Annotated in this window: 14 protein-coding genes; 13 read left to right on the forward strand and 1 reads right to left on the reverse strand. The window is 60.7% G+C overall.

Features of this window, described 5'->3' with window-relative positions:
- The first annotated feature begins 191 nt into the window (after nt 1-191).
- From mepA to dapB, 4 genes are all read left to right on the forward strand, one after another.
- On the forward strand, nt 192-1,241 hold the full coding sequence (gene mepA / locus BTE54_RS03430; protein ID WP_078051420.1) for a penicillin-insensitive murein endopeptidase: 1,050 nt from the start codon (nt 192-194) through the stop codon (nt 1,239-1,241).
- A gap of 100 nt (nt 1,242-1,341) precedes the next feature.
- Nucleotides 1,342-1,725, forward strand: coding sequence for a methylglyoxal synthase (locus BTE54_RS03435; RefSeq protein ID WP_003524431.1), 384 nt, complete (start codon nt 1,342-1,344; stop codon nt 1,723-1,725).
- A 22-nt stretch (nt 1,726-1,747) separates the two neighbouring features.
- Nucleotides 1,748-2,770, forward strand: a complete 1,023-nt coding sequence (locus BTE54_RS03440; protein ID WP_078051421.1) for a glucokinase — start codon at nt 1,748-1,750, stop codon at nt 2,768-2,770.
- 130 nt (nt 2,771-2,900) lie between these two features.
- A complete protein-coding gene (gene dapB / locus BTE54_RS03445; protein ID WP_078051422.1) occupies nt 2,901-3,728 on the forward strand; it encodes a 4-hydroxy-tetrahydrodipicolinate reductase in 828 nt (275 codons plus the stop codon).
- 8 nt (nt 3,729-3,736) lie between these two features.
- Here dapB and phnF read toward each other — a convergent pair whose 3' ends face one another.
- Nucleotides 3,737-4,474, reverse strand: a complete 738-nt coding sequence (gene phnF / locus BTE54_RS03450; RefSeq protein ID WP_078051423.1) for a phosphonate metabolism transcriptional regulator PhnF — start codon at nt 4,472-4,474, stop codon at nt 3,737-3,739.
- Between the two features lie 82 nt (nt 4,475-4,556).
- On the opposite strand from phnF, the gene phnG reads away from it, so the two are divergent.
- From phnG to phnD, 9 genes are all read left to right on the forward strand, one after another.
- Nucleotides 4,557-5,018: a phosphonate C-P lyase system protein PhnG gene (gene phnG / locus BTE54_RS03455; protein WP_078051424.1), complete on the forward strand. Its 462-nt coding sequence runs from the start codon at nt 4,557-4,559 to the stop codon at nt 5,016-5,018.
- Nucleotides 5,018-5,626 carry a phosphonate C-P lyase system protein PhnH gene (phnH, locus tag BTE54_RS03460; RefSeq protein WP_198939061.1) on the forward strand — a complete coding sequence of 203 codons (609 nt, stop codon included), beginning with the start codon at nt 5,018-5,020 and terminating at the stop codon, nt 5,624-5,626. The genes phnG and phnH overlap by 1 nt, the downstream gene beginning before the upstream one ends.
- A 1-nt stretch (nt 5,627) precedes the next feature.
- The gene (locus BTE54_RS03465) at nt 5,628-6,737 is read left to right on the forward strand and encodes a carbon-phosphorus lyase complex subunit PhnI (RefSeq protein ID WP_078051426.1); all 1,110 of its coding nucleotides are present in this window, start codon (nt 5,628-5,630) and stop codon (nt 6,735-6,737) included.
- A gap of 133 nt (nt 6,738-6,870) precedes the next feature.
- Nucleotides 6,871-7,773 carry an alpha-D-ribose 1-methylphosphonate 5-phosphate C-P-lyase PhnJ gene (locus BTE54_RS03470; protein WP_078051427.1) on the forward strand — a complete coding sequence of 301 codons (903 nt, stop codon included), beginning with the start codon at nt 6,871-6,873 and terminating at the stop codon, nt 7,771-7,773.
- A complete protein-coding gene (phnK, locus tag BTE54_RS03475) occupies nt 7,770-8,546 on the forward strand; it encodes a phosphonate C-P lyase system protein PhnK (RefSeq protein WP_003524419.1) in 777 nt (258 codons plus the stop codon). Before BTE54_RS03470 ends, phnK begins: the two co-directional genes overlap by 4 nt.
- A 4-nt stretch (nt 8,547-8,550) precedes the next feature.
- Nucleotides 8,551-9,258 (forward strand): phosphonate C-P lyase system protein PhnL, encoded by a 708-nt coding sequence (gene phnL, locus BTE54_RS03480; RefSeq protein WP_003524417.1) that lies wholly within the window; start codon nt 8,551-8,553, stop codon nt 9,256-9,258.
- Nucleotides 9,255-9,872, forward strand: a complete 618-nt coding sequence (locus BTE54_RS03485; RefSeq protein WP_065654732.1) for a DapH/DapD/GlmU-related protein — start codon at nt 9,255-9,257, stop codon at nt 9,870-9,872. Before phnL ends, BTE54_RS03485 begins: the two co-directional genes overlap by 4 nt.
- A 233-nt stretch (nt 9,873-10,105) precedes the next feature.
- Nucleotides 10,106-10,966 (forward strand): phosphonate ABC transporter ATP-binding protein, encoded by an 861-nt coding sequence (phnC, locus tag BTE54_RS03490; RefSeq protein WP_003524414.1) that lies wholly within the window; start codon nt 10,106-10,108, stop codon nt 10,964-10,966.
- Nucleotides 10,967-11,051: 85 nt separating this feature from the next.
- Nucleotides 11,052-11,957 carry a phosphonate ABC transporter substrate-binding protein gene (gene phnD / locus BTE54_RS03495; protein ID WP_078051428.1) on the forward strand — a complete coding sequence of 302 codons (906 nt, stop codon included), beginning with the start codon at nt 11,052-11,054 and terminating at the stop codon, nt 11,955-11,957.
- The last annotated feature ends 39 nt before the right edge of the window (nt 11,958-11,996 follow it).

Raw genomic sequence — 11,996 nt, forward strand, 5'->3', positions numbered from 1 at the left:
TGTTTTCGCGTTTGTTGGAGAGAGCATAAAACAAAGATTGGCAAAAAACAGATGCGCTGGCTCACAAGCTCTTTATCCGCGCCTTTATCCTCCCGCTTTGCAACAGGCGGGGCGAAACATGGTTTCAACAAAATCCCGTTACAGTTTATCTTAAGGGGAAGAGAATCATCTGATCGGACGGGCACGACGATATGACGGCGGGATCATCGAGAGTTTTCAAGGCGGCCATGCTGGCGATTTCGGTCGTCTCCGCGCTGCAGTTGCAGATGGAAACCGCATCGGCCGAGGACAGGCCCGCGAAAGAAGTGTTTGGCCACATGGCGCTGCCTTCCGCCACGGGCTCGCAGCCGATCGGCTCCTATGCCAAGGGCTGCCAGTCCGGCGCCATCGCCATGCCGACGGACGGTCCCGGCTGGCAGGCCATGCGCCTTTCCCGCAACCGGCGCTGGGGCCAGCCGCAGATGATTTCCTTCCTCGAACAATTTTCGCAGGATGCCCAGAAGATCGGCTGGCCGGGCCTGCTGCTGGGCGATATTTCCCAGCCGCGCGGCGGGCCGATGCTGACCGGCCATGCGTCGCACCAGATCGGCCTTGATGTCGACATATGGTGGCGGCCGATGCCGACCCCGCGGCTCACCGCGGAACAGCGCGAAACGGTGCCTTTCATCTCCATGCTGGACAAGAGCAAGTTCCTGACGGTCGATGACCGCAAGTGGTCACCGCTCAATGCCCGGCTGGTGATGATGGCGGCAAGCTATCCGCAGGTGGAGCGTGTCTTCGTCAACCCGGCCATCAAGCAGAAACTCTGCCAGACATGGACCGGCGACCGCACCTTTATGGGCAAGATCAGGCCGATCTACGGCCATGACGAGCATTTCCACATCCGTCTCGAATGCCCGCCGGGCGCGCCCAATTGCAAACCGCAGGCGGCCGTGGGCAAAGGCGACGGCTGCGACAAGTCGCTTGCCTGGTGGTTCAGCAAGGAACCATGGGCGCCGCCGAAAAAGGATCCCAACGCCAAGCCGGTGAAACCGCGCCCGGTCATGGTTTCCGATCTGCCCTCGGCCTGCGCCGCCGTGGCTGCCGCCCCTTCCGCCAATCCCGAGGGACTTGCAGCTCAGGCCTATTCGCCTGCTCCGGCAACGCGCCAGCAAAACTTGGAACAGGTCATTCAGGCGGCCCCCGCCCTGCAGCCGCCTTCGGATATTCCGCTTCCCACCCAGCGCCCGACATTGAACTGAAACAGAAATGAGGCATTCAACAGCTTCCCTTTTCAAATGGCGGCAAGCTGTTATAGAAGGCTTCAAATCGATTTAATTCTTGATGGAACGGGCTGGAACCATGGAAGGACAACGCTGTATCGCGCTCATCGCTCACGACGAGAAAAAGGACGATATGGCGGATTTCGCCCGTCATCACCAGAAGGCGCTTGCCGGTTTCAGGATCGTCGCCACCGGCACCACCGGCGGGCGGGTACAGGAAGCCTGTCCGGGTCTCGAAGTCATTCGCCTCAAAAGCGGTCCTCTCGGCGGCGACCAGCAGATTGGCGCGATGATTGCGACCGGCGAGGTGGATATGCTGATCTTCTTCACCGACCCACTGACGGCAATGCCGCATGATGTGGATGTGAAGGCGCTGACGCGACTTGCTACGGTTTACGATATTCCCATGGCGCTCAACCGCGCCACCGCAGAAAATCTCATCGACTTCCACGTCGCCAACTGAACCTCCCAACATGGAACAGGCAATGCCGAAGACGTCCGATACCGAATATCTGTCCTTTCCGATCCTGCTTGGCGACATCGGCGGCACCAATGCCCGCTTTTCCATTCTGATCGATTCCTTTGCCGAACCGGTGCACCTCACCACCGTGAAGACGGCGGAATATCCGACTATCGACGACGCCATTCAGCAGGCGGTTCTGGACAAGACCTCGCTCCAGCCGGTCTCGACCATTCTGGCGATTGCCGGCCCGATCGAAGGTGACGAGATACCGCTCACCAATTGCCATTGGGTCGTCAAGCCAAAGGACATGCTGGCCAATCTTGGCCTGAAGGATGTCATCGTCATCAACGACTTCGAGGCGCAGGCTCTGGCGATTGCAGCGCTTGACGACAACAACCGCGAACCCATCGGCTCCGGCCGCAAGGATGTGCTGGCATCGCGCGTCGTTCTTGGACCCGGCACGGGGCTTGGCGTCGCCGGGCTGGTTTATGCCCGTCATATGTGGTTCCCGGTGCCTGGTGAGGGCGGCCATATCGATATCGGCCCGAGAAGCGCGCGTGACTATGCGGTTTTTCCGCATATCGAAACCATCGAGGGCCGTGTCGCCGGGGAGCAGATCCTGTGCGGGCGCGGGCTGGTCAATCTTTACCGGGCCGTCTGCACCGCCGATGGCATCGAGCCTGTCTTTTCCGATCCGGCCGACATTACCTCGCAGGGGCTTTCGGGCGACAACCCGCAGGCGAAAGAAACTCTTTCGCTGTTCAGCACCTATCTCGGCCGCGTGGCCGGTGACCTCGCGCTGATTTTCATGGCCAAGGGCGGTGTCTATCTGGCCGGCGGTATTTCGCAGAAGATCATTCCGGCGCTGAAGAGCCCGGAATTCCGGGCCGCCTTCGAAGACAAGGCGCCGCACAGTGCGCTGATGCGGACCATTCCCACCTTCGTCGTCACCCATCCGCAGGCGGCTCTTTCCGGCCTCGCCACCTATTCGAGAACGCCGTCCGATTTCGGCCTGTCGCTGGACGGACGACGCTGGAGGGCCTGATCGTTTCCAACGGTCAGCCCTTCGTGATGCTTGCGAAGCAGGCGGGCGGTCTTTAACGTCGCTGCTGAAAACATCAATCGACAAATACCGGCGGATTTCGATCCGCCCGAGATGAAAAGTGAGTGACAGCATGGGCAGCAGCGGCATGAAACTGGTGGTGGTCGGCGCGGCGGGCCGCATGGGACAGGCGCTGATCCGCCTCATTCACCAGACCCCCGGCGTCCAGCTGCACGCCGCCGTCGCGCGCGAGGGCTCTGCCTTTGTTGGCCGCGATGCGGGCGAAATCGCCGGTCTCGGCCCGATAGACGTCGAAATCACCAGCGATCCGTTGCAGGCATTTCTGCATGCGGAAGGGGTGATCGATTTCACTTCGCCGGCAACCAGTGTCACCTTCGCCGGCCTCGCCGCACAGGCCCGCATCGTGCATGTCATCGGCACCACGGGTTGCTCGGCGGAAGACGAGGAAAAATTCAAGGCGGCGTCGCGCCATGCCCGCATCGTCAAGTCGGGAAATATGAGCCTCGGCGTCAACCTGCTCAGTGTTCTCACACAGCAGGCAGCGCAGGCGCTGGATGCGCAGAACTGGGATATCGAAATCCTTGAAATGCATCACAAGCACAAGGTGGATGCGCCCTCAGGTACCGCCCTTCTGCTCGGCGAGGCGGCGGCGGCGGGCCGCAAGGTCGACCTCACTACATCGTCCGTTCGCGTGCGCGACGGGCATACGGGCGCGCGTGAAGCCGGGACCATCGGTTTCGCCACGCTGCGCGGCGGCTCGGTGATCGGCGAACACTCTGTGATCTTCGCCGGAGAGGGCGAGCGCGTCGAGCTTTCGCACTATGCCGGCGACCGCTCCATTTTCGCACGCGGCGCGATTGCTGCAGCCGTCTGGGCCTTCGACAAGAAGCCAGGCTTCTATTCCATGCTGGATGTGCTGGGGCTTTCGCAGGCGGAGTAAGCTTCGCCTTAATTCTCCACCGTGAATTCGACCGTATCAGCCGAGAAGCGGCTGATGGCATATTGCACCGGTACGCCATCCATATCGGCATTCAGCGCCTGGGTGACGAGCAGGATTGCACCCGGCGACAGCTCCAGATCGGCCAGATCCTGCGTGTCCGCATGGCTGGCGGAAATGACGGTTGAAATACGCACGTAATCCGCCACGCCCAGCATATTGAAGGCAGCCGTAATCGAGCCGCTCTTCTGATAGGCCTCTCCTATTCCGGCGAAACGATCGGCCGGGAACCATGTGGTCGAACGGGAGACCGGGCGATTATCGGCCTTGCGCAGCGTTTCCAGACGTATGAGCGGCGCACCCGCCGGCAATTGCAGCCGTGCCGCCAGATCGGCATTGGCCGGTTCGGTCGTGTGGGAAAGAAGCAGCGCTTCCATTTCCTTGACCTGATCGCCGATGCCCGCCGTAAATCGCGTGCGCCGTGAAATCGGAAAACTCAGGCGCTCCTTGCGGGCGATCATCGTGCCGCGCCCCTGCATCGGCTCGAGAATGCCTTCACTGGCCAGCGCCGCAATAGCGCTTCTGACGGTATGGCGGTTGACGCCGAATTTTTCGGCCAGCATCATTTCCGGCGGCAACATGCCGGTTTCATCGTGATCGCCCGCCGCGATCTCGCCTCTGATCCGGTCGGCGATCTGCCGCCAGAGCGCCACGCCGTTCTTTCTTTTCATCGCTGCCGAAGGGCCCATGTCACACGCTTGTCATTCACGAACGTTAAATGTACCTTATATTGTATAGTTGTCTATATCAATAGACATTAGAGGTCAAGCGATGATTCACGAAACTGCAGACTTGCATGCAGACAGAAAGCGGGTGGCGGCGCTTCTTGCCCGCGCCACCGTGCAGGAACTCGAAACCGTCTGGAACCGACAGGATGAGAGCCCCCGGACGGAAAATGTACGCGGGCCGGAAACCGGCCTCGTCATGGTCAAGGGCCGTATCGGCGGCGGCGGCGCGCCCTTCAATCTGGGCGAGACGACCGTGACCCGGGCAACCGTCAAGCTTGCCTCTGGCACAGTGGGTCACGCCCATGTTCTCGGCACCGGCCGCAAGAAGGCCTGGTACGCCGCCGTTTTCGATGCGCTCTGGCAGGAAAGCCCGACCCGCAGCTTTGTCGAGACCGAGCTTCTTTCACCGGTCGAGAAACGACTGGCCGAGGAGAAGGACAGGAAAACAAAAGAGACCGCCGCCACCCGGGTCGATTTCTTCACCATGGTTCGAGGAGAAGATTGATGAGCGTCAAGGCCGAAGCATTGACGGGCGGTTTTTCCGACGCCGTCTTCGATTCCCAACGGATTTTCAAGAAACTCATGGATGGCATGGCCCGGCCGGGCACGCCGCAGACAATCGAAACCGCAGTCGCCCCACCATTGCCTCTCGCCCCCGCCACCGGCGCGGTCCTGTTGGCGCTCTGCGATCACGATACGCCGTTCTGGCTGAGCGGCGCCCTGCGGAAAACAACCGTCCCCGGCTGGATCGGATTTCATACCGGCGCGGTTGCGACGGATGAAAAAAGCGCAGCGCATTTCGCCGTCATCGAAGCGGGCAGCGCCATAGCCTCCTTCGGTCTCTTCGCCCAGGGAAGTCAGGAATATCCCGACCGCTCCACCACGTTCATCATCGAGCTGCCTGATCTGGATGGAGGACGGGAATTGCTGCTCTCCGGCCCCGGTATCCGCCACGTCAACATCATCAGCCCCACGGGCCTGCTGGACATATTCCCGCGGCTGTGGGCGGAGAACAACGCCATCTTCCCGCGCGGCGTCGACCTCATCCTGACATCCGCCGACAGATTTGTCTGCCTGCCGCGCACGACGCGCATTCAACCCGTGGAGGCGTAAGATGTATGTTGCTGTCAAAGGCGGGGAAACCGCCATTGCCAACGCCCACCGGCTTCTGGCCGACAAGCGGCGCGGAGACCGCCACCTGCCCGCGATGACGGTTTCGCAGATCGTTTCGCAGCTTTCGCTCGCCGTCGACCGGGTGATGGCGGAAGCGTCTCTTTACGATCAGTCGCTTGCAGCCCTTGCCGTCAAGCAGGCCCGCGGCGACATGATCGAGGCCATCTTCCTGCTGCGCGCCTATCGCACGACCCTGCCGCGTTTCGGTTATTCGGTTCCGGTCGATACCGCTGACATGACGGTGCAGCGGCGCGTTTCCGCGACCTATAAGGATTTGCCGGGCGGACAATTGCTGGGGCCGACCTTCGATTACACCCATCGCCTGCTCGATCCTTCGCTTCTCGAGGATGAGGCCGTTGAGACAGCCACCCAGCGGGAAGGCGAGCCGGCACATGTCATGCGCGTCTCAGACATTCTGGCGCAAGAAGGACTGATCGAAACCGACGGCGATATGCCGGCTGACCATATTGCCGGCGACCTAACGCGGGAGCCGATGGAATTTCCAATGCCGCGTGACCTGCGCCTGCAATCGCTGGCACGGGGTGACGAGGGTTTCCTTCTGGCGCTCGCTTATTCGACGCAGCGCGGTTACGGCCGCACCCATCCGTTCGTCGGTGAAATCCGCATCGGCGAAGTGGAGGTGGAACTGGAGGTGCCAGAACTCGGCTTTGCCGTCTCGCTTGGCGACATACAGGTCACCGAATGCCAGATGGTGAACCAGTTCAAGGGTTCTGCCAAGGCGCCACCTCAATTCACACGCGGCTACGGTCTGGTGTTCGGCCAGAGCGAGCGCAAGGCGATGGCCATGTCGCTGGTCGACCGGGCGCTGCGGGCAGGCGAATTCGGCGAGGACGTCGTGGCCCCCGCGCAGGACGAGGAATTCGTTATTTCACACGCCGACAACGTTCAGGCGACGGGTTTCGTCGAACATCTGAAACTGCCGCATTACGTGGATTTCCAAGCCGAACTCGGTCTGGTCAGGAAAATGCGTGCCGATTTCGAGGCGATCAACGCCAATGGCGCGGAGTGGCTGGGCGATGCGGCCGAATAGCTCAGCGGCTGTGCTGCTCGCCAAACCAGTAAGCGCAAAAGACGGTCGATGCTGCAAATACAGCAAAGAACACGGCTGCAAGAATTCCAATCTCCATGAGCTTGTACTCCTTTTTTCACAAGGCTAACGCGCAATGCTTGAAGAAGTTTCATTTGACGACGGGCTGGCTGCCTACAACTTCGCCTATCTGGACGAACAGACCAAGCGAATGATCCGCCGGGCGATCCTGAAGGCCATCGCCATTCCCGGTTATCAGGTTCCCTTCGCTTCCCGCGAAATGCCCATGCCCTATGGCTGGGGCACCGGCGGTGTGCAGGTAACCGCTTCCATTCTCGGCCCAGACGATGTGCTGAAGGTTATCGATCAGGGTGCGGACGACACGACCAATGCGGTTTCCATCCGCGCCTTTTTCCAGAAGGTGGCTAATGTTGCCGTCACCACCCGCACCAAGGATGCGACCATCATCCAGACGCGGCATCGCATTCCCGAAGAAGAACTGCATTCGGGTCAGGTCCTCGTCTATCAGGTTCCCATTCCCGAGCCCCTGCGCTTCCTCGAGCCGCGCGAGACCGAAACGCGTGTCATGCACGCGCTGGAGGAATACGGCCTGATGCACGTAAAGCTTTACGAGGACATTGCTCGCAACGGACGCATCTCCACCACCTACGCCTATCCGGTGAAGGTGGCCGGGCGGTATGTGATGGATCCATCGCCTACCCCGAAATTCGACAATCCGAAAATGCATCTCTCGGACGCCCTGCAGCTCTTCGGCGCAGGACGCGAAAAGCGCATCTATGCCGTGCCGCCCTATACCGACGTCGTCAGCCTCGATTTCGAGGACCATCCCTTCGAAATCCAGCGCTTCGACAAGCCCTGCGCGCTGTGCGGTGCGGAGAATGTCTATCTGGACGAGGTGGTGCTTGATGATAAGGGCGGGCGGATGTTCGTCTGCTCCGATACCGACCATTGCGAGGACCGCCGCGTCCATGGCCACAAGGGCCACCTGCTGGCGGATGTGAAGGAGGCCGCAGAATGAGCGACGCACCGCTTCTGAAAGTCCGGGACGTTTCCAAATATTATGGCGACCGCGCCGGTTGCCGCAATGTCTCCTTCGAGCTTTACCCGGGCGAGGTTCTGGCCATTGTCGGCGAATCCGGTTCCGGCAAGACCACGCTCCTCAACTGCATTTCCACCCGGCTGATGCCGACGGCGGGCAGCGTGGAGTATCGCATGCGCGACGGTTCGGTACGTGACCTCTATCATATGGGCGAGGCCGAACGGCGTTTCCTGATGCGGACCGACTGGGGTTTCGTGCACCAGAACCCGGCGGACGGGCTGCGCATGGCGGTATCGGCCGGCGCCAATGTCGGCGAGCGGCTGATGGCCGTCGGTAACCGGCATTACGGCAATATCCGGCAATCGGCCAGCGAATGGCTGGAACGGGTGGAAATCGGCACCGACCGCATCGACGACCAACCACGCGCCTTTTCCGGCGGCATGCGACAGCGCCTGCAGATCGCCCGCAACCTCGTCACCTCGCCGCGCCTCGTCTTCATGGACGAACCGACTGGCGGCCTCGATGTTTCCGTGCAGGCACGCCTGCTCGATCTGGTCCGCGGTCTCGTCAACGATCTCGGTCTCGCCGTCGTCGTCGTCACCCATGATCTTGCGGTGGCGCGGCTGCTTTCCCATCGCATGATGGTGATGAAGGGCGGCGACGTCATCGAACATGGTCTGACCGACCGGGTGCTGGACGATCCGCGCGAGCCCTACACGCAATTGCTTGTTTCCTCTATTCTGCAGGTTTGATGCCATGCCGACGCCTCTTATCGTTTCGGAAGTCTTCAAAAGCTTCACCATGCATCTTCGCGACGGTATCGAATTGCCCGTTGTGCGCGATGTCAATTTCTCCGTTTGCGGCGGCGAATGTGTCGTGCTCGGGGGGCCCTCCGGCATCGGCAAAAGCTCGATCCTGAAAATGCTCTATGGCAACTATGCCATCGACAGCGGGCAGATTCTTGTTCGTCATGAGGGCCAGGTCGTCGATATCGGCAACGCCTCGCCGCGCACGATCCTCGATATCCGCCACCGCACCATCGGTTATGTCAGCCAGTTCCTGCGCACCGTGCCGCGTGTCGCTGCCATAGATGTCGTCGCCGAACCGCTTCTGGCGCGCAAGGTTGCCGCCGATGAAGCCCGCGAACACGCAGCCATGCTGCTTTCGAAGCTCAACCTGCCACGGGAACTATGGTCGCTTCCGCCCGCAACCTTCTCGGGCGGCGAGCAGCAGCGCGTGAATATCGCCCGCGGCTTCATCACCGACCATGCGATTCTGCTTCTGGACGAGCCGACGGCCTCGCTGGACGCCCTCAACCGGCGTGTCGTCGTCGATATGATCGTCGAGAAAAAACAGAAGGGCACGGCACTGCTCGGCATTTTCCATGACGAGGAGGTGCGGGAGGCCGTGGCCGACCGCATTCTGGACGTCTCACAGTTTTCTCCCAGGAAAGCAGCGGCATGAGCGTCAAGGTGGGTCTGGAACCGGTCATCCATGAGACCGCCCGTGTCAGCAACTCCACGATCGGCCGCTATACCGAAATTTCGGAACGCTGCCGCATCGAGGAAGTCGAGATGGGCGACTACTCCTATGTCATGCAGGATGGTGCGATCTGGTGCGCCACCATCGGCAAATTCGTCAACATCGCCGCCTCCGTCCGCATCAATGCCACCAATCACCCGATGCAGCGGGCGACGCTGCATCACTTCACCTATCGTGCCCACAACTATTGGGACGATGCGGAGGATGAGACGGACTTCTTTGCCGCCCGCCGCGCCAAGCGCGTCGTCATCGGCCATGATGTATGGATCGGCCATGGTGCGACGATCCTGCCCGGCGTCACGGTGGGAAACGGCGCTGTGATCGGGGCGGGTGCAGTCGTCTCAAAAGATGTCGCGCCCTATACCATCGTCGGCGGCGTGCCCGCCCGGCTGATCCGGGAGCGCTTCCCGGCGGAACTGGGCCGGCAAATGGATAATCTCAAGTGGTGGGACTGGGATCACGCGGCATTGCGCGTCGCTCTCGACGATTTCCGCAATCTGGACGCCGAGGTTTTCGTCGCGAAATATGGCGGATGAAACCTCCCTCTGCCGACCACCTGCAAATCCCGGGATACCCCCGGGATTTTTTTATGCGATCAAAAAAGACACGCGGATTTGAACGGTCTCAAGATTCCTCCAGAAAGCTTTGTCGGCGAACCCCTGGGCGTCGTATCTGCGAATTCTGTAATATTTTATTCATCAAACTGACATCCACACTTCACGCACCGCTGTTACGCCGAACCCCGTCAAAAAGAAGATTGGACGGGGAAATGAGCTTTCACCTGAAGCAAGTCACGCGCCGTTTCGGCAACCACACTGCGGTCGATTCCGTGAATGTCGAAATTCCGCAGGGCCAGATGGTCGGCGTGATCGGACGCTCGGGTGCGGGAAAATCGACGCTGCTGCGCATGATCAACCGCCTCGTTGATCCGTCCTCGGGTTCCATCCATTTCAACGACACGGAAGTTTCGGCGCTGAAGGGTGCTGCGCTTCGTAGCTGGCAGCGCGACTGCGCCATGATTTTCCAGCAGTTTAATCTGGTGCCGCGCCTCGATGTGCTCACCAATGTCATGCTAGGCCGCCTCAACCACCGCTCGACGGCGCTCAGCCTGTTCAACATCTTCACCAATGACGAGCGCCTGATGGCCATCGCCGCCCTGGAAAGGCTTGGCATCGAACATGTGGCCATGCAGGCGGCCGGCACGCTTTCCGGCGGTCAGCAGCAGCGCGTCGCCATCGCCCGCGCCCTTATGCAGTCTCCGAAGATGGTTCTGGCCGACGAGCCTATCGCTTCCCTCGACCCGCTGAACGCCAAGATCGTGATGGACGCGCTGCGCGACATCAACGAACGCGAAGGCATCACGGTCATCACCAACTTGCACACGCTGGATACGGCACGCAATTATTGCGAACGCATCATCGGCATGTCTCAGGGCCGCGTCGTCTTCGACGGAACGCCGGCGGAGCTGACGGCTGCGGCCGTCACGGAGATTTACGGAACCGATTCTCAAGGGTCCGGCATCGACGAGACCATGACCTCGACCAGCATCAATATTCCCGGCGCGCAGCTTCCCGCGCGTCCGGTGCAGCAATCTGCCGGCCCCGAACCGCTCGCTCTCGCCGGGCTCTGAGGAACCGCTCAGCATCGTTTGCGCCCGCGTCAAGGGCCGATACTTCACAACAAACTCCGGCTCGCCGGGAAACAGGAGAAAGTCCATGTTGAAGAAAGTCCTTCTTTCGGCAGTCGCGCTTGGCGTTCTGGCCGGTTCCGCCATGGCTCAGGACGTCAAGGTTCTGCGCATCGGTCTCGACGGCTCCGAAAACGAAGCCGACCAGATCCGCAACACCAAGTGCGTTGCCGATGGCCTGAAGGCCGCGACCGGCGTTGCCGAAGTTCAGGTTTTCCCGTCGCCGGACTATAACGGCGTCATCCAGGGTCTCCTCGGCGGCACCATCGACATCGCTTCCATGGGCGCTTCCTCCTATGCCAAGATCGCTCTTGCCGATCCGAAGGCCGTCGATCCGATCCTGACCACCGCTGGCGCCGATGGTTCGACCGGCTATTACACGATCATGGTTGCCCGCAAGGACAGCGGTATCAAGACGCTGGCTGACGCCAAGGGCAAGAAGATCGGCTTTGCCGATCCGGATTCCACCTCCGGCTTCCTCGTTCCGAACGTGGCTATCCCGAAGGAAACCGGTGTTCCGGTGAAGGAATACTTCTCCGAAACCGGTTTCGGCGGCGGCCATGAGAACCTCGTTCTTGCCGTTCTCGACAAGAAATTCGATGTCGGCACCACCTTCGGTTCGGGCGTCGGCAAGTGGGAAGAAGGCTACACCGCCGGCAACCTCTACCAGATGGTCAAGAAGGGCAACCTCGACATGGACGATATCGTCGAAGTCTGGAAGTCGCCGCTGATCCCGAACGGCCCGCTGATGGTCACCAACAAGCTCGGCGACGCGATGAAGCAGAAGGTCGAAGACTTCTTCATGGAACTGCCGAAGAAGGACCTTGCCTGCTTCCAGGGTTTCACCCAGGGCAAGAACACCGCCTACATCAAGGTCGATCCGTCCTTCTACCAGACGATCATCGACGCCCGTAAGTCCGTTATCGGCGGCTGATCCTGCGATCATACCCGGAAGCGGCGGTGCCTTGCGGCG

Origin of the sequence: Agrobacterium sp. YIC 4121, from assembly GCF_002008205.1 — a bacterium.
Taxonomy (GTDB): Bacteria; Pseudomonadota; Alphaproteobacteria; order Rhizobiales; family Rhizobiaceae; genus Agrobacterium; species Agrobacterium leguminum.